Source organism: Phreatobacter aquiterrae, from assembly GCF_053471285.1.
On the sequence record NZ_JBJPHW010000004.1, the window covers coordinates 182,534 to 205,739 of the forward strand.

General features: G+C 68.0%; 23 protein-coding genes. 12 read left to right on the top strand and 11 right to left on the bottom strand.

What is annotated here, in order from left to right:
• Positions 1–68: 68 nt before the first annotated feature.
• Genes ACJ4V0_RS08400 through ACJ4V0_RS08415 form a run of 4 tightly spaced genes read left to right on the top strand, consistent with a single transcriptional unit; the run spans position 69 to position 3,427 of the window.
• Positions 69–1,067, top strand: coding sequence for an efflux RND transporter periplasmic adaptor subunit (locus ACJ4V0_RS08400; RefSeq protein ID WP_448299123.1), 999 nt, complete (start codon positions 69–71; stop codon positions 1,065–1,067).
• A 13-nt stretch (positions 1,068–1,080) separates the two neighbouring features.
• Positions 1,081–2,316 (top strand): ABC transporter permease, encoded by a 1,236-nt coding sequence (locus ACJ4V0_RS08405; RefSeq protein ID WP_448299124.1) that lies wholly within the window; start codon positions 1,081–1,083, stop codon positions 2,314–2,316.
• Complete coding sequence (locus ACJ4V0_RS08410; protein WP_448299125.1) at positions 2,313–3,047, top strand: ABC transporter ATP-binding protein; 735 nt, start codon at positions 2,313–2,315, stop codon at positions 3,045–3,047. Before ACJ4V0_RS08405 ends, ACJ4V0_RS08410 begins: the two co-directional genes overlap by 4 nt.
• 47 nt (positions 3,048–3,094) lie before the next feature.
• Positions 3,095–3,427 carry a hypothetical protein gene (locus tag ACJ4V0_RS08415; RefSeq protein WP_448299126.1) on the top strand — a complete coding sequence of 111 codons (333 nt, stop codon included), beginning with the start codon at positions 3,095–3,097 and terminating at the stop codon, positions 3,425–3,427.
• A 6-nt stretch (positions 3,428–3,433) separates the two neighbouring features.
• Here the strand turns inward: ACJ4V0_RS08415 and ACJ4V0_RS08420 are convergent, their stop codons facing one another.
• The 5 genes from ACJ4V0_RS08420 to groES form a co-directional block, all read right to left on the bottom strand.
• Positions 3,434–4,990, bottom strand: a complete 1,557-nt coding sequence (locus tag ACJ4V0_RS08420) for a TRAP transporter large permease (RefSeq protein WP_448299236.1) — start codon at positions 4,988–4,990, stop codon at positions 3,434–3,436.
• A gap of 14 nt (positions 4,991–5,004) precedes the next feature.
• Positions 5,005–5,691 (bottom strand): TRAP transporter small permease subunit, encoded by a 687-nt coding sequence (locus ACJ4V0_RS08425; RefSeq protein WP_448299127.1) that lies wholly within the window; start codon positions 5,689–5,691, stop codon positions 5,005–5,007.
• Between the two features lie 99 nt (positions 5,692–5,790).
• The gene (locus tag ACJ4V0_RS08430; RefSeq protein ID WP_448299128.1) at positions 5,791–6,915 is read right to left on the bottom strand and encodes a TRAP transporter substrate-binding protein; all 1,125 of its coding nucleotides are present in this window, start codon (positions 6,913–6,915) and stop codon (positions 5,791–5,793) included.
• 370 nt (positions 6,916–7,285) lie between these two features.
• Entirely contained in the window at positions 7,286–8,926 is a 1,641-nt protein-coding gene (gene groL / locus ACJ4V0_RS08435; RefSeq protein ID WP_448299129.1) for a chaperonin GroEL, read from the bottom strand.
• Between the two features lie 55 nt (positions 8,927–8,981).
• Positions 8,982–9,272 (bottom strand): co-chaperone GroES, encoded by a 291-nt coding sequence (groES, locus tag ACJ4V0_RS08440; RefSeq protein ID WP_106749553.1) that lies wholly within the window; start codon positions 9,270–9,272, stop codon positions 8,982–8,984.
• Between the two features lie 219 nt (positions 9,273–9,491).
• On the opposite strand from groES, the gene ACJ4V0_RS08445 reads away from it, so the two are divergent.
• Positions 9,492–9,992, top strand: a complete 501-nt coding sequence (locus tag ACJ4V0_RS08445) for a MarR family winged helix-turn-helix transcriptional regulator (RefSeq protein WP_448299130.1) — start codon at positions 9,492–9,494, stop codon at positions 9,990–9,992.
• A gap of 119 nt (positions 9,993–10,111) precedes the next feature.
• Positions 10,112–10,612 (top strand): PaaI family thioesterase, encoded by a 501-nt coding sequence (locus ACJ4V0_RS08450; protein ID WP_448299131.1) that lies wholly within the window; start codon positions 10,112–10,114, stop codon positions 10,610–10,612.
• Between the two features lie 3 nt (positions 10,613–10,615).
• On the opposite strand, the gene ACJ4V0_RS08455 is transcribed toward ACJ4V0_RS08450, so the two are convergent.
• The 3 genes from ACJ4V0_RS08455 to ACJ4V0_RS08465 all read right to left on the bottom strand — a co-directional run bounded on the left by ACJ4V0_RS08455 (position 10,616) and on the right by ACJ4V0_RS08465 (position 12,806).
• Positions 10,616–11,488, bottom strand: coding sequence for a DMT family transporter (locus tag ACJ4V0_RS08455; RefSeq protein ID WP_448299132.1), 873 nt, complete (start codon positions 11,486–11,488; stop codon positions 10,616–10,618).
• A complete protein-coding gene (locus ACJ4V0_RS08460) occupies positions 11,485–12,279 on the bottom strand; it encodes a sulfite exporter TauE/SafE family protein (RefSeq protein WP_448299133.1) in 795 nt (264 codons plus the stop codon). Before ACJ4V0_RS08460 ends, ACJ4V0_RS08455 begins: the two co-directional genes overlap by 4 nt.
• Positions 12,280–12,467: 188 nt before the next feature.
• A complete protein-coding gene (locus ACJ4V0_RS08465) occupies positions 12,468–12,806 on the bottom strand; it encodes a DUF1127 domain-containing protein (protein ID WP_448299134.1) in 339 nt (112 codons plus the stop codon).
• Positions 12,807–13,005: 199 nt separating this feature from the next.
• On the opposite strand from ACJ4V0_RS08465, the gene ACJ4V0_RS08470 reads away from it, so the two are divergent.
• Positions 13,006–13,887, top strand: a complete 882-nt coding sequence (locus tag ACJ4V0_RS08470; protein ID WP_448299135.1) for a LysR substrate-binding domain-containing protein — start codon at positions 13,006–13,008, stop codon at positions 13,885–13,887.
• Between the two features lie 101 nt (positions 13,888–13,988).
• A complete protein-coding gene (locus ACJ4V0_RS08475) occupies positions 13,989–15,083 on the top strand; it encodes an enolase C-terminal domain-like protein (protein ID WP_448299136.1) in 1,095 nt (364 codons plus the stop codon).
• Positions 15,084–15,100: 17 nt separating this feature from the next.
• Here ACJ4V0_RS08475 and ACJ4V0_RS08480 read toward each other — a convergent pair whose 3' ends face one another.
• Positions 15,101–16,471 (bottom strand): glutamate--cysteine ligase, encoded by a 1,371-nt coding sequence (locus ACJ4V0_RS08480; protein ID WP_448299137.1) that lies wholly within the window; start codon positions 16,469–16,471, stop codon positions 15,101–15,103.
• 291 nt (positions 16,472–16,762) lie between these two features.
• On the opposite strand from ACJ4V0_RS08480, the gene ACJ4V0_RS08485 reads away from it, so the two are divergent.
• From ACJ4V0_RS08485 to hisS, 3 genes are read left to right on the top strand one after another with little or no spacing between them, the layout of a single operon-like run.
• Complete coding sequence (locus ACJ4V0_RS08485) at positions 16,763–17,413, top strand: hypothetical protein (protein WP_448299138.1); 651 nt, start codon at positions 16,763–16,765, stop codon at positions 17,411–17,413.
• Positions 17,410–18,135, top strand: a complete 726-nt coding sequence (locus ACJ4V0_RS08490; RefSeq protein ID WP_448299139.1) for a hypothetical protein — start codon at positions 17,410–17,412, stop codon at positions 18,133–18,135. The genes ACJ4V0_RS08485 and ACJ4V0_RS08490 overlap by 4 nt, the downstream gene beginning before the upstream one ends.
• Before the next feature lie 33 nt (positions 18,136–18,168).
• On the top strand, positions 18,169–19,716 hold the full coding sequence (hisS, locus tag ACJ4V0_RS08495) for a histidine--tRNA ligase (protein ID WP_448299140.1): 1,548 nt from the start codon (positions 18,169–18,171) through the stop codon (positions 19,714–19,716).
• Between the two features lie 9 nt (positions 19,717–19,725).
• Here the strand turns inward: hisS and ACJ4V0_RS08500 are convergent, their stop codons facing one another.
• Positions 19,726–20,421, bottom strand: coding sequence for a PspA/IM30 family protein (locus tag ACJ4V0_RS08500; protein WP_448299141.1), 696 nt, complete (start codon positions 20,419–20,421; stop codon positions 19,726–19,728).
• 108 nt (positions 20,422–20,529) lie between these two features.
• On the opposite strand from ACJ4V0_RS08500, the gene ACJ4V0_RS08505 reads away from it, so the two are divergent.
• Positions 20,530–21,144 carry a TetR/AcrR family transcriptional regulator gene (locus ACJ4V0_RS08505; RefSeq protein ID WP_448299142.1) on the top strand — a complete coding sequence of 205 codons (615 nt, stop codon included), beginning with the start codon at positions 20,530–20,532 and terminating at the stop codon, positions 21,142–21,144.
• Here the strand turns inward: ACJ4V0_RS08505 and pbpC are convergent, their stop codons facing one another.
• Positions 21,145–23,199, bottom strand: coding sequence for a penicillin-binding protein 1C (gene pbpC, locus ACJ4V0_RS08510; RefSeq protein ID WP_448299143.1), 2,055 nt, complete (start codon positions 23,197–23,199; stop codon positions 21,145–21,147).
• Positions 23,200–23,206: the final 7 nt, after the last annotated feature.

Here is a 23,206-nt window from a genome sequence, read left to right on the forward strand (position 1 = left end):
TGACACCGATCAAGGCCGCGGGCTATATCCTCGGCTAGCGGATGGCCGTGCGATCGGGAAGGCATGCGATGAAACTGCGGTCTTGGATCATTCTCGCGGTTCTCGCCGCTCTCGCCGGCGGCGGCCTGTGGTGGCGCTACGGCCGCGGCCAGGAGGTGCAACTCCAGCCGGTCGGCCGCGGCACCGCTGCCGAGATCGTCTATGCGACAGGCGTGGTGGAGCCGGTGCGCTGGGCCAAGATGGCCTCCATGGCGCGCGAGCGCATCGTCGAGCACTGCGCCTGCGAGGGTCGCACGGTGAAGGAGGGCGACGTTCTCGCCCGCCTCGACGACCGCGAGGTGCGCGCCAATCTCGCCGAGCAGCAGGCGCGGCAGGCGCTGGCGCAGCGCGAGGTCGAGCGCGTCAGCCAGCTGCTTCAGCGCGGCGTCGCGACACAGCAGGCCTTCGACAAGGCGACGGCCGACCTCGCCCAGATCCGCGCCCTGATCGCGGCCACCAACGAACGGCTCGGCAACTACCTCATTCTCGCCCCGCGTGCCGGCGTTGTCCTGCGCCAGGACGGCGAGGTCGGCGAGATCGCCGATGTCGGGCAGATCCTGTTCCGCGTCGGCGACCCCCGTCCCCTGCAGATGACCGCCGACGTCGCGGAGGAGGACATTCCCCGGGTAAAGATCGGCCAGGCCGTTCTCCTGCGCACCGACGCCTTCAAGGACCGGCCGCTGGACGGCACGGTGCGCGACATCACGCCCATGGGCGACACGGCGACCAAGACCTTCCGCATCCGCATTGCCCTGCCCGACGACACGCCGCTGCATTTCGGCATGTCGGTGGAGGCCAACATCATCACGCGCGAGGCGAAGGACGTGCTTCTCGTTCCCAACGAGGCCATCGTCGGCGGCGCAGTGTTCTCCGTCGCCAACGGGCGGATCGTTCGCCGTCCCGTCGAGACGGGCATCCGCGGCACGCGCCTGACCGAGGTGCGCGCGGGGCTCACCGAAGGCGACCGCATCGCGGTTCCCGCCGAGGCGCGCTGGCGCGGCGGCGAGCGGGTGCGCGTGGCGCCATGAGGGACGCAGGGCCATGACGCTCGTCCTCGATATCGCCTGGACCCATATCGCGGCGCGCCTGCGCCAGACGCTGGTGGCCGTCCTCGGCGTCGCCATCGGCGTCGGCTTCTCGATCATGATGGCGGCGCTGATGCAGGGCTCGCAGGACGATTTCGTCCGCACCCTGATCAACGCGATGCCCCATGTCTCGATCAACGACGAGCGGCGCGAGCCGCCGCGCCAGCCGGCCGAGGTGATGTTCGATGCGGCGCAGATCCGCGGCCTGACGCCGGCCACCCGGCGGCGCGGCATCAACAACCCCATCGCCACCATTGCGGCGCTTGAGAGCTGGGTGCCCGGCTCGGTGACGCCGTCGGTGCAGGCCAAGGGCATCCTGCGCTACGGCGGCAAGGACGTCGCCGCGTCCATCGTCGGCATCGATCCGCAGCGCGAGCCGCGCGTCTCGCAACTCGTCAACCAGATGCGCCAGGGCTCGATCCCGGCCCTGTTCCGAGCCACCAACGCCATCATTCTCGGCGACCGCCTGGCGGAGAAGCTCGGCGCGCGCATCGGCTCCAACATCTCCATGTCGGCGGGCACCGGCAAGGTGATGACGGGCCAGGTGGTCGGCATCTTCCGGTCGGGCGTGCGCGCGGTGGACGAGGGATCGTCCTATGTCCTGATCAAGACCGCGCAGGTGCTGGCCGAGCAGACCGGCCTCATCAACGAGATCCGCATCCGCCTCAACGACCCCATGGGCGCGAAGGCGGTCGCCGACAGGATCATCGCCGACACGGGCCTCAAGACGATCTCCTGGCAGGAGGCCAACGAGGACCTGATGTCGGCCTTCGTCGTCCGCAACATCATCATGTACACGGTGGTCGGCGCGATCCTGCTGGTCGCCTCCTTCGGCACCTACAACATCATATCGACCATCACCTTCGAGAAGAGCCGCGACATCGCCATCCTGAAGTCGCTGGGCCTGACGCAGGCGACGGTCAGGCGCATCTTCATCCTGGAGGGGTTGGCAATCGGCCTCGCCGGCGCGCTCGCCGGTTCGGTACTCGGCTTCGTGCTGACGCAGATCATGCTGTCGATCGAGATCAAGACGGGCTTCACCGATGCGACGCATCTGCCGCTGGTCGTCGCCCCGCTTCACTACGCCATCGCTGGCGGCATCGCGCTCGCGTCGTCGGCTATCGCCGGCTTCTTCCCGGCCCGCAAGGCGGCCCGCGTCCACCCGGTCGAGATCATCCGGGGCGCCACATGAGCGGTTCGATCATCGAGACGCGCAAGGCGACACGCATCCTGCCGGGCATCGTGCCGGTGACGCTGGTGGCCGACATCGACCTCGCCATTGGCGCGAAGGAGTTCGTCGCCATCACGGGCCCGTCCGGCTCAGGCAAGTCGTCCCTGCTCTATCTGCTCGGACTTCTCGACGTGCCGACCTCCGGCGAGGTGCTGGTCGACGGGCGGGACACCAGCCATTTTGATGATGACGAGCGCGCCGCAGTGCGCCTCGCCACCCTCGGCTTCATCTTCCAGTTCCACTTCCTGCTGCCCGAATTCACCATCACCGACAATGTCATGCTGCCGATGCGGGCGCTGGCGAAGCTCACGCCGGCGCAGATGCGCGAGCGGGCTGAGGGGCTTCTGAGCTCGCTGGGTCTCAAGGATCACCTCGCCAAGCGGCCCGACCAGTTGTCCGGCGGGCAGCGCCAGCGCGTCGCCGTCGCCCGCGCGCTGGCCAATGATCCACCGGTCATCCTCGCCGACGAGCCGACCGGAAGCCTCGATTCGAAGTCCTCGGAACAGGTGTTCCAGATCCTGCGCGAGCTCGTTGACCGGGACGGCCGCACGGTGGTCGCGGTCACCCACGCGATGGACCTTGCCGACCGCATGGACCGGCGCGTCCATCTCGTCGACGGCCGCATTGTTTCGGACGAACGGCAGGGCGAGAGCGCCATCCCGGGATCGGATCAGAACCTGCCGGCATCTTGAGGCCACGTTCCGGTGCCAAGCTGCCGGCCCGACATCAGGAGAGCCTCATGCGCATTGCCATTCTGTCCACAGCCCTCGCCGGGGCCTTGTTCATCGCCCCGCTGACGGCCGGCCTTCCCGCCGCCGCCATGGCCCAGCCAGCTGTCTCCGGACCGTCGTCGGCCGCCGCGTTTCAGGCCGCGATGCGCCATTGCCGGCGTGTGCTGCCCATTGCGCGCCGCCTCGTCGGCCTGCCGCAGGAGACCGTTCGGGCGCGATTTCGCGCCCCGCGCGGCGTCATCGTCCGCTACTGCGCCATCTGCACCCGTGACTTCCGGCCGAACCGCCTCACCTTCGGGCTCGACGAGCGCGGCATTGTTCGCGGAGCCTCCTGCGGCTGAGAGGGATCAGCGATAGAGTACTGACGGCAGCCACATGGCGACGCCCGGGAAGGTGTAGACCACCGCCATGCAGGCCACGACGATGAAGATGAAGGGCATCACGCCGGCGAAGATCTGGTTGATCGTGACGTGCGGCGGCGCGACGCCCTTCAGGTAGAAGGGCGCCATGGCCACGGGCGGTGACAGGAACGAGGTCTGGATGTTCAGGGCGATCAGGATACCGAAGAACAGCGGATCGATCTTGAACGTGTCCAGCAGCGGCAGGAAGATCGGCACGAAGATCACGATGATCTCGGTCCATTCGAGCGGCCAGCCGAGGATGAAGATGATGATCTGCGCCAGGATCATGAACATGGTCGGCGACAGGTTGAGCATGGCGACGAAGGCCTTGATCGGCTCGTGGCCGCCCAGAATGGCGAAGATCGACGAGAAGATGAACGAGCCGACGAAGAGCCAGCACACCATCGCCGAGGTGCGGGCGGTGAGGAACACCGATTCCTTGAGCTTGACGAAGCTGATGGAGCGATAGGCCGCTGCGAGCAGCACCGAACCGAGCGCGCCGACGGCGGCCGCTTCCGTCGGCGTGGCGATGCCGAAGAAAATGGCGCCCAGCACCGACATGATGAGCAGCGTCAGCGGGAAGAAGCTGCGGGCGAGTTCCTTGAACACCGCCTTGCCGAGGATCAGGAGCAGCACGAAGCCGATGGCCCCGGCCCCGAGGATAACGTGGGGCAACTTGTCCGGCACGGAATAGTCGATCTCGCGCGGCGTGATGCCGGCTGGCGTCGTCAAGGCCCGGAACGTGTTCAGCACCCATTCCAGGCCGTAGACCACTGCATAGGCGACCGGAACGGCCAGCACGACGATCGCCACATATTTGACCAGCGACCGTTTGTCCTTGTCAAAATCGAAGCCCAGCGGCATGCGCTGCTCCTTCGGCAGCTTCGGCGCCAGCGCCGGGTTCAGCATGCAGCGGCCGATGACGTAGAGAACGTAGAGGGTGGCGAGCAGCAGGCCCGGGAAGAAGGCGCCGGCGTAGAGCTTCGGCACCGAGACGCCGGCGGTCGCGCCGTAGAGGATGAGCATGACGCTCGGCGGGATGAGGATGCCGAGGCAGCCGCCGGCACAGACGACGCCCGCCGACAACCTCTCATCATAGCCCGCCCGCAGCATGGCCGGGAAGGCGAGAAGCCCCATCAGCGTGACCACCGCACCGACGATGCCGGTGGCGGTCGCGAAGATCGTGCAGGTGATCAGCGTCGTCACCGCGAGCGATCCCGGCAGGCCGCCGATGGCGAGTTGCACCGAATTGAACAGCCGGTCGAGGATGTTCGCGCGCTCGATGATGTAGCCCATGAAGATGAACAGCGGGATGGCGACCAGCACGTCGTTGGTCATCACCGAATAGGTGCGCTGCACCACCAGCGCGAAGACGATGTCGCCCTGCGCCGCGTAGCCGAACATGACGCCCAGCGCCATCAGCGTGAAGGCGATGGGAAAGCCCAGCATGATGAAGATGACGAACAGGACGAGCATCAGGACGCCGAGCTCGGGATTGCCGATGGTGATGCCGAACATCAGGCGGCCCCTTTCGACTTGGCCGCCTCGGCCTGTTCCAGAATGATCTTCTCGGTCTCCTCCACGTCGTGCAGGCGCTGCGGCCACTCGCCGGTGCGAATGCACAGGATGCAGCGCACGACCTCGGCGAGCCCCTGGATGACCATCAGCCCGCCAACCAGCGGGATGAGCGACTTGAAGGGGAAGACATAGGGCCCGTTCGGCGAATTGGCCGAGCGTTCGAAGATGAACCAGGAGAAGTTGGCGAAGGTGAAGCCGGCGTAGCAGAGCGCCAGGATCCCGGGAAAGTAGAAGACAAAATAGAGCAGGAGATCGAGCCGGGCCTGGGTCCGCGGCGCCCACGCACGATAGAGGAAGTCGCCGCGCACATGGCCGTTGCGGGCCAGCGCATAGGGGCCGGCGAGCATGAACAGCACGCCATAGAGCATGTAGCTGACGTCGAAGGCCCACATGGTCGGGGCCTGCAGGATGTAGCGCGAGAAGACCTCGTAGCAGATGGCGGCGGTCAGCGCGACGATGGCCCAGGCGGCAGCCTTGCCGATGATTGTGGAGACCTCGTCGACGGCGAAGAGAAGCGCCATCAGCCTGTCGCTGCCGGTGCGCCGGACCATGACCCAGGCGATGGCGGCGAGCGTCAGGGCCCAGCCGCCGAGCAGCATCGAGAGAAAGAGCGGGTTTGGCGCCATCGAACAGGTCCGCGGGGCAGGCCGGAAGGGACGGCGGTGGCTATCCGCCGCGTCATGAAGGCGGCGGTGACAACACCGCCGCCTTCGCTTGCGTCGGCGTCAGGAGGCGCCGAAGAAGTGGTTGAACGCCATATCGCGCGAGGGCGTGTTGATGCGCTCGAAGCCAACCGTGCGCTGCACCCAGGCCCGCTGGCTGTCGATCACCTTCTTGAAGAAGGCGTTCTCGGCGGAGAGCCGGTTCACCACCTTGTCCCAGGCCTCCAGCTGCGCCTTGAGGATGGCGTCGGGAGTCTTGATCACGTTGACGCCGCGCGTCCGCAGAATGGCGAGGTCCTTCGAGTAGCGGTCGAGCGCCTTCCAGTACATGTCGGAGGACGCGGACTCGGCCGAGTATTTCAGGATCGCCTTCTGCTCGTTCGACATGGCGTCGAACTTGGTCTTGTTGAAGATCACCTCGAAGGCTTCCGCCGCCTGGTGATAGCTCTGCATCATGTAGACCTTCGACACGTCGGCAAAGCCGAGGATCGAGTCCGAGCTCGGATTGTTGAACTCGGCGCCGTCGATGAGGCCGCGCTCCAGAGCCGGAACGATTTCACCACCGGGCAGGATGGTGACGGCCGCGCCCATTTCGTTGAACAGGTCGGCGGCAAGGCCGACCGTGCGGTACTTCAGCCCGCGCAACTCGCTCGCCTGCGTCAGTTCCCGCTTGAACCAGCCGAACGGCTGGCAGGGCATCGGCCCGGTGAGGAAGCCGACGACGTTGACCCGGGTGATCTGCGACAGGAGCTCGTTGTAGAGATCGTAGCCGCCGCCGTAGTTCATCCAGGCAAGGAAGTTGTGCGCATCCCAGCCATAGGACGGCGGGGTGCCGAACAGCGAATAGGCCTTGTTCTTGCCGAACCAGTAGGCCGTGACGCCGTGGCCGCCGTCGAGGATGCCGGCATGGACCGCATCCTGTAGCTGGAACGCCGGCACCACCGCCCCGGCCGCAAGGACCTCAAGACGCAGGCGTCCGCCCGACATGGCGTTCACGCGCGTGGCGTAGTCGTTGCAGAATTCGTGGAAGATGTCGCGCTGCGGCCAGGTCGACTGGAAGCGCAGCGAAACGGTCTGGGCGTTGGACACGTTGGGGGCGGCGACGGTGGCCGCGGCGGTCGCGCCTGCGAGAGCAAGGAAGCGACGACGATCGGACTTCGGCGGCGCCGAAGCAGTGGTCTCAGTCATGGGACGTCTCCTCTGGCGACTGTCGGCCCTTATGGATGGGCTCATTGGGTCGCTGGAGAAGAGACTGATGCACTTCCGTGAAAGGTCAAGGGCGAGCTTTGCCGCAGAGACGCCAGTCTTGTGACCCCGCAGAACAGCACTTTCTCCAAAGGCAAAACAAAAGGGGCGCCCGAGGGCGCCCCTTCCGTATGCGAATGGTGGCTGGTGGCGGGACTTGGAAGTCCATGCCGCCCGCACGTGCCGGACTTGCCCGGCTCGTGCCACCTGAGGTGACGGGCGGCTTCTATGGACTTTAGAAGTCCATGCCGCACGCACGTGCCGGGCTTGCCCGGCTCGTGCCACCTGAGGTGACGGGCGGCTTCTATGGACTTTAGAAGTCCATGCCGCCCATGCCGCCGCCGCCCGGCATCGCGGGAGCGCCGGAGTCCTTCTTCGGCGACTCGGCGATCATCGCACCCGTGGTGATGAGCAGCGAGGACACCGAAGCGGCGTTCTGGAGAGCGGTGCGCACGACCTTCATCGGGTCGACGATGCCGGCCTCGAACATGTCGACATACTCTTCGGTCTGGGCATTGAAGCCGAAGGTGGCCGACTTGTTCTCGAGCACCTTGCCGACGACGATCGAGCCCTCGACACCGGCGTTCTCGGCGATCTGGCGGATCGGAGCCTCGATGGCCTTGAGCACAATGTTGATTCCCGCCTGAACCTCGGCGTTCTCCGACTTCAGCTTGGCGACAGCAGCCTTGGCGCGCAGGAGAGCGATGCCACCGCCGGGGACGATGCCCTCGAGCACGGCCGCGCGGGTCGCGTTGAGAGCGTCGTCAACGCGGTCCTTCTTCTCCTTCACCTCGACCTCGGTCGAGCCGCCGACCTTGATCACCGCAACACCGCCGGCGAGCTTCGCCAGACGCTCCTGCAGCTTCTCGCGGTCGTAGTCCGAGGTGGTCTCCTCGATCTGCGCCTTGATCTGGGTGATGCGGGCCTCGATGTCCTTCTTCTTGCCGGCGCCGTCGACGACCGTGGTCTTCTCCTTCTCGATCAGCACCTTCTTGGCGCGGCCGAGCATGGCGAGGGTCACGCTCTCCAGCTTGATGCCGAGGTCTTCGGAGATGACCTGGCCGCCGGTGAGGATGGCGATGTCCTCCAGCATGGCCTTGCGGCGATCGCCGAAGCCAGGAGCCTTCACGGCGGCAACCTTCAGCCCGCCACGCAGCTTGTTGACGACGAGGGTGGCGAGAGCCTCGCCCTCGACGTCCTCGGCGACGATGACCAGCGGCTTGCCGGTCTGAACGACGGCCTCGAGAACCGGCAGCATGGCCTGGAGACCAGCGAGCTTCTTCTCGTGGATGAGGATGTAGGCGTCCTCGAGGTCGGCCACCATCTTGTCAGCGTTGGTGATGAAGTAGGGCGACAGGTAGCCGCGGTCGAACTGCATGCCCTCGACGATGTCCACCTCGGTGTCCAGCGACTTGGCTTCCTCGACGGTGATGACACCCTCGTTGCCGACCTTCTGCATCGCGTTGGCGATCATCTCGCCGATCAGCGCATCGCCGTTGGCGGAGATGGTGCCGACCTGGGCGACCTCGGCCGAGGACTTGACCTTCTTGGCCGACTTCTCAAGCGCCTTCACGACCTCGAGAACGGCGATGTCGACGCCGCGCTTCAGGTCCATCGGGTTCATGCCGGCGGCGACGAACTTGGCGCCTTCCTTCACGATCGCCTGGGCGAGAACGGTGGCGGTGGTGGTGCCGTCGCCGCCAAGGTCATTGGTCTTGGAGGCGACCTCACGGACCATCTGGGCGCCCATGTTCTCGAACTTGTCGGCGAGCTCGATCTCCTTGGCGACGGTGACGCCGTCCTTGGTGATGCGCGGGGCGCCGAAGCTCTTCTCGATGATGACGTTGCGACCCTTCGGGCCGAGCGTGACCTTCACGGCCTCAGCGAGGATGTCGACGCCGCGCAGCATCTTGTCGCGCGCGTCCTGGCCGAATTTCACGTCCTTAGCAGCCATTGTGGCTTACTCCTGTCGGAATGAATGGAATGGGAGGATATGAGCGGTTCGCGAATTACTTCGCGATCACACCCATGATGTCGCTCTCCTTCATGATGAGGAGGTCGACGCCGTCGATCTTCACTTCGGTGCCGGACCACTTGCCGAACAGCACCTTGTCGCCCTTCTTGACGTCGAGCGGGACGAGTTTGCCGGCTTCGTCGCGGCCGCCCGGACCCACAGCGAGGATTTCACCCTCCTGCGGCTTCTCCTTGGCGGTATCCGGGATGATGATGCCACCCTTGGTCTTCTCTTCGCCCTCGAGGCGGCGGACGACCACGCGGTCGTGCAGCGGACGGAACTTCATGGATATCGTGTCCCTGGCATGAGCGGCGCAAAGGCCGCGAAATTTCGGTACGGCCCGTCGGCCGAGACTGTTAGCACTCACTCGATGTGACTGCTAACGTCCGCCGGTGATATAGGCTGTGCCGGGTCTTGAGTCAAGAACTGCCGCAAACATGGTGAATCCGGCTGGCAGTCCCCACATCACCTTGACGCGCGGCTTCCCGCGCCGGATCGTGACATCATGACGACGGCGACCACCCATGCCGGGCCCGCGGCGCAAGCGGACGGGACCCTCCCCGATCCTTCGACGCTCGCGCGCATCGGACGATCCTGCATCTGCTACCAGACGCGGATGACGGCCCACGCCGTGACGCGCGCCTACAACCGGGCGCTGGCCCCGCTCGGGCTCGAGGTCACGCAGTTCAACATCATGGCGGCGCTGGCGATGGCGAAGACCAATTCGGTCACCGCGCTGTCCGAGGCGCTGGCCCTCGACCGCACCACGATGACGCGCAACCTCAAGCGTCTGGAGGTAGCAGGGCTCGTCAGCGTCTCCTCGGGACAGGGACGCGCCGTGCGCCCGGAACTGACGCCGGAGGGTGCGCGCCGCCTCGTCGCGGCCATTCCACTCTGGGAGGCCGAGCACGCGAAGATGGAACAGGCGGTCGGCGTCCAGGTCTGGACCGAGACGCGCGATGGCTTGCGCACCATCAGGCGCGCGCTCAAGGACTGCGAAGGCTGAGAGTGCCGGCGGCCCTGAGGGGGCCTGCTGACAGGTTGGGGTTCTGACGGCATTGACGTTCTTACCGCCCGCCGGCTATCGTGCAACTACACGATAGATCTCTCCCCGCGAGTTCCCCCATGACTGACGGAACGCCCCATCCCGCCCTCCGCTATGGCGTCGTCGATGCCGCCGAGGCCACCGGCCAGGACGGCATCGATTTTCTGAGGGGCATGCTGGAGCAGCGCTATCCGGCCCCGCCGATCGCGAAGAGCATGGGCTTCATCCTGACAGAGGTGGATCCCGGCCGCGCCGTCTTCGAGGGCACGCCGACGGCCGATTTCTTCAATCCGCTGGGCACCATCCACGGCGGCTGGACCGCCACCATCCTCGATTCCGCGCTCGGCTGCTGCGTGCATACCCTCGTCAAGGCGGGACAGGCCTACACCACGGTCGAGATGAAGGTGAATTATGTCCGCGCCCTGATGCCGGACACCGGGCGGGTGCGCTGCGAGGGCAAGGTGATCCATGCCGGTTCGCGCATCGCCACCTCCGAGGCCCGCCTTGTCGACGGCAGGGGCCGCCTCATCGCCCACGCCACCGAGACCTGCATGATCTTCGAGACCCGCGCGCCGCGCTGATCCCTACCGGCGCATCGCCATCAGGCAGGCGGCGACGATGAGGCCGGCACCAGCCCAGGTCGTCCAGGCCGGCACCTCCGCGAAGACGAGATAGCCGAGCCCGGCGCTCCAGACGAGGGCGGTGTATTCGATCACCCCGAGTGGCCCGGCATTGGCGTGCTTGAAGGCCCAGGCCATGCACAGGTGGCCGGCAAGGCCGAAGGCGCCGATGCCGAGGAACATCAGCCATGAGCGGGTTTCCGGCACCTCCCACACCGCCCAGGCGAAGGGGGCGATGATGATCAGGGGAAAAAGGTTCTGGAACAGGATGATCAGACCGAAGGGGTCGGTCTGCGCACGCTTCCTGAGCAGCACGAGATTGGCCGCATAGGCCAGCGCCGACGAGGTGGCGGCGGCGATGCCGAGCACGCGGACGAGATCGAACTCGCCGCCGCCCACCTTGCCCGCGACGATGATCCCCATTCCGACGAAGCCGACGGCAATGGCGATGAGCACCGGTCGCGGGATCGGCTCCTTCAGGATCATCGCGGCGAGGACGGCCAGGAACAGCGGCGACAGGAACGACAGGGTGATCGCCTCCGCCAGCGGCAAGGTCGCGAGGGCGTAGAAGAACAGGAAGGCGGTGATGGTGACGAGAACGCCGCGCAGCACATGGGCGCGCAGCATCTCGGCCGACGGCGCGGGCGGGCGCGTCCACAGCAGGAACGCCAGCGCCCAGGGCATCCCGCAGGCATAGCGCATGAAGACGATCTGCGTCGTCGGATGGGCGCTGGCCACGCTCTTGATCATGGCGTCCATGATCGAAAGAAGAAGGATGCCAAGGGCCGCCGTCAGGAAAGGGGCGAACCGCGAGCCGGCAATGAGAGATGGGGTCATGGAAACCACAGGGCGCGCGATGCGTCGAACAGGAGCTTGGTGCCGGCGAGGCCGACCAGGACGTAGCAGAGCGTGAAGAGGCGTTCGCGCGGCAGGGCGTCGTGCAGCCAGCGGCCGGCGAGCACCCCCACCGGCACGATCGGCGACAGCGCCAGCGCCTTCATGAAGACGCCGGGCTCGCCGAGGCCCGAATAGACATAGCCGGGCAGCTTGACGAGGTTGCCGACCGTGAAGATCGCCACGGTGGTGGCCGCATAGGCGGTCTTGGTGAGATCGCGGCGCAGGAGATACATCGCCATCGGTGGTCCGCCGGCATGGGCGACATAGGTCGTGAAGCCGGCCCCCGCGCCCGCGATGCTGGCGAGACCCGGCGAGACGGGGATGCCGGTAAGCGGCGTCCCGCGACGGGCGAAGTAGTGGACGGTATAGGCGAGCGTGATCAGCGCGATCACCAGCGCCACCCAGCGCCGGTCGACCCATTCGAAGACGAGGAAGCCGACCAGCAGGCCGCCGAGGAAGCCCGACATGATCCAGGCGAGATCCGGCTTCGACCAGGCCGAGCGCGGAAAGGAGCCGAGGGCGAAGATGTCCATGAAGGCGACCAGCAGCGCCGTCACGATGACCGCCTGGATCGGGTCCATGACGAGCGCCAGCATGGGGATGCCGAGAATGGCGAGCCCGCCGCCGAAGGCGCCCTTGCCGAGACCCATGAGAAAGGTCGCGGCGCCCCCCGCGGCGTAGAAAATCCAGTCGACGGGCAATCCTGCGGGGGTCATGGCGATGACGGTCATATCTGTCGTCGATGATGTCGCCTAGAGGCCCTGGCGCGGGGCATGGCAGCATCATCGCCGCGCATGAAAAAGAGCCGTCGCGGACAGCCGCGACGGCTCAGGGAAGTCCAGGAAGCGTTGCGAGGGGACGGCCTCTTCCTGGACAGGCTGTGCGGGGAGCGGGAAGCGACCCCGCGAACCTCGTCGGATCACATGGTCGGAACGACGCGCGGCAGCGCGGCGGCGACGTCGGGCACCAGCGAGGGGTCGGTCACCGGGTGAGGGCGCGGGCGATCACGTCGGCCCTGGCGCTCGGCGGCCCGGGCTGCCACGACCACGGTCGGATCACCGAAATAACCGGCGGCCGTGGCGTCTCGAAGATCGCTCCGCGTCAGGCCGAGGTCGGAAAGCGTGCGGTCGTCCATCTCGCAGAGCGCGGTGTAGCCCTGGCGCGCCTCGCGCCAGTTTCGCAGGGTCTCCAGCTGACGGCGCACGACGGCGACCACCGAGAGAGCGGCGGACGAAAGAGTTGCGGCGAACATCGGCATGGGGGATCTCCTCTACGGCTACGGACGTCGGCACGACTGTCCCGACGCCGTGCCTCGGAGGCGCGAGCGGCCGGGTTCTCACCCGGTTTTCGGGGCATGTGCCGATGGAGAGACAATGGCAGAAGACGATTGATCATTGAAGCGAATGTTTTTAATGTGGATCATCAGAGTTGATGATGTGACGCTCGGGGGCGCGCAGATGGCCATTCTTCTCGACATCGACCAGTTGCGGACCTTTATGGCGATCGCCGACACCGGCAGCTTCACGCGGGCGGCGGACGTCGTGTTCAAGACGCAGTCGGCCGTCTCCATGCAGATGAAGCGGCTCGAGGAGCGCATCGGCAAGCCGCTGTTCGAGCGCGACGGCCGCGCCTCGCGGCTGACGGAGGACGGCGAGCGCCTGCTCGACTATGCGCGCCGCATCGTGAAGCTGAACATGGAGGCGGTGTCGGCCTTCTCCAACGCCGAGCTGACGGGCCGGGTGCGCCTCGGCGTCCCCGACGACTATGCGGACCGCTATCTGCCGGAGATCCTCGCCCGCTTCTCGCGCTCCAATCCGCGCGCCGAGGTGACGGTCGTCTGCGAGCCCTCGCCGATGCTGGCCGAGCGCATCCAGTCCAACGACCTCGACATCGCCATCATCACCCATACGCCGCAGAAGGGCCCCGCGCTGGTGTTCCGGCGCGAGCAACTCCTCTGGGTGTCGTCGGCGCGGGCCTCGGTCCATTGCGACGATCCCGTGCCGCTGGCCGTCGGCCGGCCGACCTGCGACTGGCGCCGCGCCGCGACCGAGCGGCTGGAGGGCGCCGGCCGCGCCTACCGCATTCTCTATGCGAGCTGGAATTCCACCGCCGTCGGCGCGGCGGTGATGGCCGGGCTCGCGGTCTCCGTCCTGCCGGAATCGGCCCTGCGTCCCGGCATGCGCGTGCTGCAGCCCTCCGACGGCTTCCCCGCGCTGCCCTCGGTCAGCGTCGCCCTGCTGCGCAACCCGCACGAGATGTCCCAGCTCGCCGAGGCCCTTGCCGACCATGTCGTCTCCAGCCTCGACAACCTGACGGAGCATGCCCAGGCGGCTGAGTGAACAGGCAGGATTCCGTTGATCCCCGCCGGTCATCCATGGTGAGATGATCGGACGCTCCGGCCGCAGGATGGCTCATTGCGGCAACGGACGAGGGGGTCGTCATGCCGCACACGCCTCTCCGCATCCGCTCCGTCACGACACGGGGTGTGAAAGTCCCGCTGACATTCCTTCTCGGCACCAGCGCCGCCGTCGTCCGCGACGTGCCGCTTCTCCTCGTCGATCTCGACATGCAGGAGGGCGTTCGGGGCCGGTGCTATCTCTTCGCCTACACGCCATCAGGAGCGCGGGCCATCGCCGGCCATATCGCCGAGGCCGTCGCGATGGTGCAGGGCATGCCGGCCGCTCCGGCCGACCTCGCCCGCATGCTGTCGCGCCGCTTCGCCCTGCTCGGCGTGACGGGGACCGTGCGCGCCGCCCTCTCGGCCATCGACATGGCGGCGTGGGACGCGCTGGCCTGCTCCCTCGACCTGCCCCTCGTCCGCCTTCTCGGGGCCGAACCGCGGCCGGTTCCCGCCTATGACAGCCGCGGCCTGGGGCTCATGCCGCCGGATGCGCTGGCCGACGAGGCTCTCCGACTGCTCGATAGCGGACTATCCGCACTGAAGATCCGCCTCGGCTACGCGACGCTGGCAGAGGATCTCGCGGCCGTGCGCGCCGTCCGGCGCGTCGTTCCGGACGGCATCGACCTCATGGTCGACTACAATCAGGCGCTGCAGCCGGCCGAAGCGCTGCATCGCGGCCGCGCGCTGGAGGGCGAGGGACTGTCATGGCTGGAGGAGCCGATCCGCCACGACGACTGGCGCGGTAACGCGGCCATCGCCCACGCCCTGTCGCTGCCCCTGCAGATCGGCGAGAATTTCAACGGTCCTGAGGCGATGATGACGGCCCTGGCCGCCGACGCCTGCGACTATGTCATGCCCGACGTCATGCGGATCGGCGGTGTCACCGGCTGGATCCAGGCCTCCGCCCTCGCGGCGGCGCGCGGCATGCCGATCTCGTCCCACCTGATGCCGGAGATGAGCGTCCATCTGCTCGCCGCCAGCCCCACCATGCACCGGCTCGAATATGTCGACTGGGCCGACGCGGTGCTGGTGGAGCCCCTTGGCCTCGCGCACGGCGCCGCCGAATGCCCGGACCGGCCCGGCTTCGGCATCGTCTGGGACGAGGATCGAGTAAGCCGGCTCGAAAGCCTCTAGGGTCAGGCCGGCAGGCCTCAGTAGGCCTGCTCCTCGAACACCCGGTCGATCTGACCCTGCCAGGGGCCGAGATACTTCTCGATCAGCGCCTCGGCGGCGGTGCGGCCGTCGTCGACGATCGCCTGGATCGGGTCGAGATAGCGCGTCTCGTCGCAGCCGTTCATGTCGAGCCGGTCTCGGCGGCGCAGGCCGGTGCGGGCAAGCGTGAGCATCTCGCGCGCCAGTTCGCCGACGGTCAGGCCACGAATCTCCGCCTTGAAGCCGAGCCTCGGCACGTCGTCGCGCAGCTTCTGGCGTTCTTCCGCCGTCCAGTCCTTGACGAGGTCCCAGGCGGCGTCGAGCACACCGTCGTCATAGAGCAGGCCGACGAAGAGCGCCGGCAGCGCGACGATGCGCGACAGCGGGCCGGAATCGGCGCCGCGCATTTCCAGATACCGTTTCAGCCGGACCTCGGGGAAGATCGTGCCGACATGGTTCACCCAGTCGGAGAGGACCGCGCGTTCGCCCGGCGCGGCCGCGTTCCTGCCCGCCAGCAGGTCGCGGAACGAGGAACCGGCGACGTCGTGATAGGTGTCGCCGCGCTTGATGAAATACATGGGAACGTCGAGGGCGTAGTCGACATAGCGCTCGAAGCCCATGCCGTCCTCGAAGGCGAAGGGCAGCATGCCCGCGCGGTCGTTGTCGGTGTCCATCCACACCGCCGAGCGGAACGACAGGTAGCCGTTGAGCCTGCCTTCGGTGAAGGGGGAATTGGCGAAGATGGCGGTCGCCACAGGCTGCCAGGCGAGCGACACCCGGAGCTTCTTGACCATGTCGGCCTCGGAGGCGAAGTCGAGGTTCGCCTGCACGGTCGAGGTCCGGTACATCATGTCGAGGCCGAGCGAGCCGACCTTCGGCATGTAGCGCGTCATGATCTGATAGCGCGACTTCGGCATGACCGGCGTCTCGGCGCGCGACCACTTGGGGCTCATGCCGAGGCCGAGGAAACCGATGCCCATGGGGTCGGCGATCTGCCGCACCTGCGCGAAATGGGCGTGCGCCTCCGTCCAGGTCTGGTGGATCGTCTCCAGCGGCGCGCCGGAGAGTTCGAACTGGCCGCCCGGTTCCAGCGAGATGGCGCCGCCGCCGGTGACGTCGGCAAGGCCGATGATGTGCTCGCCGTCGAGGATCGGCTCCCAGCCGAGGAGGCCCTCCATGCCCTCGAGAATGGCACGGATGCCGCGCGGCCCCTCATAGGGAACGGGGGTGAAGTCGTCGCGGTAGAATCCGAACTTCTCATGCTCGGTCCCGACCCGGAAGCGGTCCTTCGGTTTGCTGCCCTTCTCGATCCAGGCGACCAGTTCGTCGCGGGATTCGATGGGCGTCAGGTCGACTGTGTCGCGGGCCATGCAGGGGTCCTGATGCGGATGCGAGCGAGAAGGGCGGGGAGCAAAGCACGCCGGACCCGCCCGGCATAGTCGGGGGAGATAGCGGTCGCGGTGGCGTTTCGAAAGGGGCATCGCCATGCCCACGCCGTGCTGCGGACACATTGCCGCCATGCGAAGACATCGCAGACAAAGGGAAAACCATCGCCATGACAAGGGTTTGCCTCCCGCGGAAGAGGCGGCGGCCGGGTGCCTCGGCGGCGCCGGAGACCGTGCTATCTTGGAGTTCGATTCGTCCGGAGGAGCCTCGTGCCCATGCGTCTGTCCGTTTCGATTCCGGCCTGCCTCGCGCTTGCCTTCCTGCTGGCGGCTCCGGCCGCGCAAGGTCAGACCCAGCAGGTGACCCCGACGCAGCAGGCGCCCGACAGGGTGGCTCCGGTCCCGGTCGGACCGACGCCGACCGACATTTCCGCCGAGACGCGCCGCGCCCAGGAGGCCGCCGCCGCCGGCCGCTCGGTCGAGGCGCTGGACGCCCTCGACGAGGCGGCCATCGCCGTCTCCGAGAAGATGCCGCTCACCATCCGCCGCGCCACCTTCGTCGCCGAGGAGCCGCAGGGCTACGGCGTCTTCAACCCGCGCGATTCCACAAGCTTCGAGATCGGGCAGCCGCTGCTCGTCTATGCCGAACTCGCGGGACAGGGCTGGCGCCGCTCCGGCGACATCTTCCGCACCGACCTGGTGCTCGACTTCGAGCTGCGCCGCGCCGACGGCCAGTCGCTTGTCGCCCAGCAGGCCTTCAACACCATCGCCACCGCCAGCCGCCGGCGGAACCGCGAGTTCTTCCTTTACATGACCTATTCCTTCTCCGGCCTCGAGCCGGGCGACTACGTGGTGCGCACCACGGTGCGCGACCGCGCCGGCAACAAGCAGACGGCCTTCGACCTCACCTTCTCGGTCAGGCGGTGAGCGGCAGGGCGCTGGTCCTCGCCGGCTGGCTTGCCGCGGGTCCGGCCGCCGCGCAGGACTTTCCCGGCTTCGTTCGGCAGGCGGCGGGCGGTGGACACGCCGTCATGGAGGTGGCGCAGCCCCATCCGGTGCGCCTGACAGGCCTCGTCACCACCCGTTTCGAGCTCAGGGCCGGGGAATGCGGCGCGCCCTGCCCGCCCGACACCGAGCGGGCCGAACTGGCTGAGACGGGGCCGGGCCTTGCGCCCGGCGCGCAGGCCTTCACGGCGCTCTCGCTCTTCATCCCGCGCGGCACGACGGCCACCCCCGGCCTCGACGTGACGCTGGCGCGGCTTGTGCAGGCAAACCGCACGCTCGTCGCCGTCGTCTGGCGACAGGTAGGTCTCGTCGTCACAGGCCCGGCGCTCGGCGGCGACACGCTGGTGGTGCCGGCCAACGCTCTCACCAATCGCTGGCATGACATCCTCATCGACCAGACATGGTCGGCAGGCGCGGATGGGCGTCTTGCCCTGTGGGTGAACGGCGCGCGCGTCATCCAGCGAACCGGCGCCAACGCGGCCGCCGACGAACCGGTGCGCCTCGTCCATGGCGTCTCCCGCGCCCCGGTGTCCGCCTGGGCGGCGCGCTTCGGCGCCCGCAGCCCGACGCAGGTTGTCTATTTCGCCCATGTCCGCCGCGACGCCGACCGGGGCGCGGTCGACATCGACCTGAGGGTGCGTTAGCAAGCGGCCTCACGTTTCTGCCGGAAGACCGCCATGTCCGATGCCCCGAAAAAGAAGGCCCAGGCCCTCGCCCGCCTGCCGCGCGGCTTCGTCGACCGCGACGCCGCCGAGATCGCCGGCGTCAACGCCATGCTGGAGACCATCCGCGGCGTCTATGAGCTCTACGGCTTCGAGGCGGTGGAGACGCCGGCTGTCGAGTTCACCGATGCCCTCGGCAAGTTCCTGCCCGACCAGGACCGTCCCAACGAGGGCGTCTTCTCCTTCCAGGACGACGACGAGCAGTGGCTGAGCCTGCGCTACGACCTCACCGCGCCGCTCGCCCGCTATGTCGCCGAGCATTTCGACGCCCTGCCCAAGCCCTACCGCAGCTATCGCGCCGGCTATGTCTTTCGGAACGAGAAGCCTGGACCGGGGCGCTTCCGCCAGTTCATGCAGTTCGACGCCGACACGGTGGGATCAAGCTCGCCCGCGGCGGACGCCGAGATCTGCATGATGGCCGCCGACACCATGGAAAAGCTCGGCATCGCCCGCGGCGACTATGTGGTCCGGGTCAACAACCGCAAGGTGCTCGACGGCGTCATGGAAGCCATCGACCTCGGCGGCGACGAGAATGCCGGACGGCGACTGACCGTGCTGCGCGCCATTGACAAGCTCGACAAGTTCGGCCCGGAGGGCGTGAAACTGCTGCTCGGCACCGGTCGCAAGGACGAGAGCGGGGATTTCACCAAGGGCGCCGGGCTGGATGAGGAGCAGATTGGTCTTGTCCTAGCTGTCATCCATTCGACGGTGGCAATTCAGGGAGCGGCTGGTGGCGCGGAGGCTTACGGCAACGCTGCCGCCTTCGCGCCCCATGCGGATTTTCCCTTCAATGAGCTGTTTAAGCAAACTGCGAACGTGAAATTCGCTGAAGGTGTATCGGAGCTAAGCCACATTAAGTCGCTACTGCATGCGAGCGGCTATGGCGACGACCAGATCCGCATCGACCCCTCCGTCGTCCGCGGCCTCGAGTACTACACCGGCCCCGTCTACGAGGTGGAACTGACCTTCCCCGTCACCAACGACGATGGGCAGGTCGTGCGCTTCGGCTCGGTGGCCGGCGGCGGCCGCTATGACGGGCTGGTCGCCCGCTTCCGCGGCGAGGAGGTGCCGGCCACCGGCTTCTCCATCGGCGTCTCGCGCCTCGCGGCGGCGCTGAAATCCCTTGGCAAGCTCGGGGCGGAAAAGCCCGTCGGCCCCGTCGTGGTCCTCGTCATGGACCGCGACCAGATCGCCGAGTACCAGAAAATGGTTTCGGAGCTCCGGAATGCTGATCCGCCGATACGCGCCGAGATGTATCTCGGCTCCTCCGGCATGAAGGCACAGATGAAATATGCCGACCGCCGCAACGCGCCGGCCGTCATCATCCAGGGCTCCAACGAGCGCGAGGCCGGCGAGGTCATGATCAAGGACCTCGTCGCCGGTGCCGAGGCCGCCAAGACCATCACCGACAATGCCGAATGGCGCGCCTCGCGTCCGGCGCAGTTCGCGGCGAAGCGCGACGAGCTGGTCGCGAAGATCCGGGAGCTTCTGGCCGGGCGCTGAGGCTCGTCCTCACGCTACCCGGTTCGCCATCATCGCGCGGTTCTTGATGCCGACCAGCACCTCCGCGGCGCTCGGGCTGCGTCGCCCGCAGGGGCCGCTGCCGAAGGCTGCGGGAAGCTGAGGCACCGCCCTGATGTCGCCCGCCGCGCGCCGGGGCGGCGACAAGTCGTCGAGTTGGCGGCGACGCAGGCAGGCGAGCGTCACCTCAGCCTCGGCGAGAACGAGGCCATCGTCCTCCGAGCGTCCCGTCGTCCGTTCCCTGAGCGCCCGCACGGCTTGCTCGGCCTTGACCAGGCGCCGGCCCCGCTCGCAGCGGGCAAGGCGCTGCTCGGCATCGGCCACCCGCTGCTTCTGACGCTCGATCTCGGCGGCCAGCACCTTCAGGCATTGCGTGCCGACGATGCAGTCGGCGGAGAGCGCGGCGATGTCGGTCGCGACCTCCTCCGCCATGTCGGCGAAGCCGGCCCTCACCGCCGCGACGGCACGGCCATCGAGCGTCGCCATGCGGGCCTTCAGGTTGCGCAGCCGGTGCGCCTCCGACTTTTCGGAGGCGATTGCCGCCACCAGTTCGCGCCGGGCGAGGGTCAGATCGCGGGCGGCGACCCGCGCCTGATGGTCGATCAGCGCCATGGCGCTGCGATCGTCGACGCGTCCGGCGCCGACATGCAACTGTCCGTGCATGAGCCTGAACAAGGACTTGAACATTGGCGACCCCATCGCTATGAACATCGTTCACGGATCGGGTGTAGCAAGCTCGTGAACGTCGTTCAAGTCTTTTTTGAACATCGTTCAGATTTTTTCTGAGGGCTCGGAATGTCGATGGACACGGCCGGAAAACGCGCCAGGCTGCGCGACGACCTGATCGCCGCCGCCGAGCAGGCCATCGCGGCGGGCGGGCTCTCGGCCCTCAAGGCGCGCGCCCTCGCCGAGGCGGCCGGCTGCGCCGTCGGCGCCATCTACAACGTCTTTCCCGACCTCGATGCCCTCATCTTCGCGGTCAATGCCCGCACGCTGGAGAGCCTCGACCGGGTCCTTGCCGCGACCGTCCGTCCGGGCACCGATCCGGAGACCGCCATGCGCCGCCTCGCGCTCGCCTATCATGGCTTTTCCCGCGCCGAACGCCGCCGCTGGACCGCCGTCTTCGCCCACCAGATCCCCGACGGCAGCACGCCGCCGGACTGGTATCTCGGGGTCGTCGGCAAGCTTTTCCGCCACATCGAGGGGCCGCTGACGGAACTCCTGCCGGGATCGACGCCCGAGGTGCGCGCCGGCCTCGCGCGCACGCTGTTCTCGGCCACCCACGGCATCGTCTCACTGGGGCTGGAGGAAAAGCTCGGTCCGGCGCCCGACGAGGTCATCGCCCAGGCCCTCGTGATGATGACGCGAAGCTGGGTGCTCGGCCTGCCGGGCGCGGTGGCGGCGCGCTGACTATTCGACGCGGACCGTCACCGAGGCGCTGCGGCCCTCGCCGTCCACCACCGAGAGGGTCGTGAAGCCCGGCCCGTCGGGCAGGACGTTGGCCTGCCGCTGGGCGCCGAAGCGCCCCGCGGGCCGGCCGTCCACCAGCACGGTGAAGGGCGGACGCCCGCCCGTGGTGCGCACCACCAGTTGTTCCATCTCGCCGCGCGCGGCACCAAGGTCGACGCGCACGCCGTCCGGCGGGAAGGCGATCTTGAGGTCGCGCGTATCGCCCTCCTGCTCGCGGGCCGGGCCGAAGCGGCGGAGCGGCGCGGGCAATTGCGCATGGCTCATCGCAGCGGCCGCCGTGGGGCGCGCCGGCATCGCCGCGGGCGCACCGAGCCGAGCGAAGGCGTCGAAGAGGATGGGGGCTGCCGCCGTGCGACCGGTGATGCCGGGAACCGACGAACCATCCGGCCGCCCGACCCAGACCGCCACCGTGCGCCGGCCGTCGAAGCCCACCGCCCAGGCGTCGCGGAAGCCGTAGGACGTGCCGGTCTTGTAAGCGAGGCGGCCGGTCAGCGCCGCGTCGGGCGCCGGCGCCTCGGTCAGGATGTCGCCGATGTGCCAGGCCGCTGCTTCGTCGGTGACGGGCCGGCCGGCCGGCTGTGGCGTTCCGATCCGCTCGACCAGAGCTGGCATCTCGCCGCCGCGCGCCAGCCCCGCATAGAGGCTTGCGAGATCGGACAGCCTGAGGCCGACGCCGCCGAGGCCGACGGCAAGGCCCGGCACCTCGCCGCGCGGCAGCACGGGGCGGATGCCCGCCTGTTCGAGCCGCGAGAAGAAGCGCTGCGGCCCGACCGCCTCCAGCAGCGCCACCGCCGGCACGTTCAGCGACATCTGCAACGCCACACGCGTCGGCACGGTGCCCTGGTAGCCGCGGTCGAAATTCGCCGGCGCATAGGTGCCGAAGCGCGAGGGCCTGTCCTCGATCAGCGTCTCGGGATGGGCGAGGCCGGCCTCATAGGCCAAGGCGTAGATGAAGGGCTTGAGCGTCGACCCCGGAGAACGGATGGCGCGCGTCATGTCGACGGCGCCCTGTCGTTCGTGGTCGAGCGGATCGGCGGCGCCGATACGGGCGATGACCTCGCCGCTGCGGTGATCGATGGCGATGAGCGCGCCGGAGAGGCGCGTGCCGAGCGAGCGCACCCGCTCGCGCAGCAGCGCCTCCAGCGCCTCCTGCACGCTGCGGTCATAGGCCATCCGGTGCACGCGCTCGGCCGGCCTCGCGGCGATGGCCTCGCCGGCCGCGTGCCAGGCGAAAGTCGGCATCTGGCGGCGCGCGACGGGCACGCGCTCGGCCTTGCCGGAGGCGACCTGCTCGGGCTTCAGCACGCCGGCGAGAAGCATCCTGTCGAGAACCCGGTCGCGGGCGCGGCGGGCGGCTTCAGGATGCCTGTCGGGACGCCGCGCTTCCGGCGATTGCGGGATGGCGACCAGCAGCGCCGCCTCGCCGGGCGACAGGCGGCGCGGCTCCTTGCCGAAATAGGCGAGCGACGCCGCGCGGATGCCCTCGACATTGCCACCATAGGGTGCGAGCGAGAGATAGAGATCGAGCACGCGCGGCTTGCCGAGATCGCGCTCCAGCCGCACGGCGCGGGCCATCTCGCGCAGCTTCACCGCGACGGAGCGGCCATCCTCGCGCTTGTCGATGAGGCGGGCCACCTGCATGGACAACGTCGAGCCGCCGGAGACGATGCGCCCGCTCGCCACCCACTGTCCGGCGGCGCGTGCGAGCGCCAGCGGGTCGACGCCCGGATGGCGCGCGAAGCGGCGGTCCTCATAGGCCTGGAGCATTCTGAGGAACAGCGGATCGACATCGGCGACGGCGCCGGGGAAGCGCCACATGTCGTCGTCGGCCTGGAACGGCCGCAGCAATCGGCCGTTGCGGTCCACCACCTCGCGGGAGAACGGCGTCGCCGCCCCGTCCGATCCCTCGCCGCCCCGGTGGAAGGCCACAGTCCCGCCGAGGCCGGCGAGAACAAGCCCGCCGGCCGCGACAGCCGCGATGTGGCGCTTGCGCAAGGCCGGC

Excerpts from the sequence above, each read along its gene's own strand:
- groES (WP_106749553.1), bottom strand. The coding sequence starts at position 9,272 with ATGAAGTTCCGTCCGCTGCACGACCGCGTGGTCGTCCGCCGCCTCGAG.
- ACJ4V0_RS08500 (WP_448299141.1), bottom strand. The coding sequence starts at position 20,421 with ATGTTCAAGTCCTTGTTCAGGCTCATGCACGGACAGTTGCATGTCGGC.
- ACJ4V0_RS08430 (WP_448299128.1), bottom strand. The coding sequence starts at position 6,915 with ATGACTGAGACCACTGCTTCGGCGCCGCCGAAGTCCGATCGTCGTCGC.
- ACJ4V0_RS08450 (WP_448299131.1), top strand. The coding sequence starts at position 10,112 with ATGACTGACGGAACGCCCCATCCCGCCCTCCGCTATGGCGTCGTCGAT.
- ACJ4V0_RS08445 (WP_448299130.1), top strand. The coding sequence starts at position 9,492 with ATGACGACGGCGACCACCCATGCCGGGCCCGCGGCGCAAGCGGACGGG.
- hisS (WP_448299140.1), top strand. The coding sequence starts at position 18,169 with ATGTCCGATGCCCCGAAAAAGAAGGCCCAGGCCCTCGCCCGCCTGCCG.
- ACJ4V0_RS08400 (WP_448299123.1), top strand. The coding sequence starts at position 69 with ATGAAACTGCGGTCTTGGATCATTCTCGCGGTTCTCGCCGCTCTCGCC.
- ACJ4V0_RS08415 (WP_448299126.1), top strand. The coding sequence starts at position 3,095 with ATGCGCATTGCCATTCTGTCCACAGCCCTCGCCGGGGCCTTGTTCATC.
- ACJ4V0_RS08485 (WP_448299138.1), top strand. The coding sequence starts at position 16,763 with ATGCGTCTGTCCGTTTCGATTCCGGCCTGCCTCGCGCTTGCCTTCCTG.
- ACJ4V0_RS08480 (WP_448299137.1), bottom strand. The coding sequence starts at position 16,471 with ATGGCCCGCGACACAGTCGACCTGACGCCCATCGAATCCCGCGACGAA.
- groL (WP_448299129.1), bottom strand. The coding sequence starts at position 8,926 with ATGGCTGCTAAGGACGTGAAATTCGGCCAGGACGCGCGCGACAAGATG.
- ACJ4V0_RS08405 (WP_448299124.1), top strand. The coding sequence starts at position 1,081 with ATGACGCTCGTCCTCGATATCGCCTGGACCCATATCGCGGCGCGCCTG.
- ACJ4V0_RS08505 (WP_448299142.1), top strand. The coding sequence starts at position 20,530 with ATGTCGATGGACACGGCCGGAAAACGCGCCAGGCTGCGCGACGACCTG.
- ACJ4V0_RS08475 (WP_448299136.1), top strand. The coding sequence starts at position 13,989 with ATGCCGCACACGCCTCTCCGCATCCGCTCCGTCACGACACGGGGTGTG.
- ACJ4V0_RS08425 (WP_448299127.1), bottom strand. The coding sequence starts at position 5,691 with ATGGCGCCAAACCCGCTCTTTCTCTCGATGCTGCTCGGCGGCTGGGCC.
- ACJ4V0_RS08470 (WP_448299135.1), top strand. The coding sequence starts at position 13,006 with ATGGCCATTCTTCTCGACATCGACCAGTTGCGGACCTTTATGGCGATC.
- ACJ4V0_RS08460 (WP_448299133.1), bottom strand. The coding sequence starts at position 12,279 with ATGACCGTCATCGCCATGACCCCCGCAGGATTGCCCGTCGACTGGATT.
- ACJ4V0_RS08465 (WP_448299134.1), bottom strand. The coding sequence starts at position 12,806 with ATGCCGATGTTCGCCGCAACTCTTTCGTCCGCCGCTCTCTCGGTGGTC.
- ACJ4V0_RS08410 (WP_448299125.1), top strand. The coding sequence starts at position 2,313 with ATGAGCGGTTCGATCATCGAGACGCGCAAGGCGACACGCATCCTGCCG.
- ACJ4V0_RS08455 (WP_448299132.1), bottom strand. The coding sequence starts at position 11,488 with ATGACCCCATCTCTCATTGCCGGCTCGCGGTTCGCCCCTTTCCTGACG.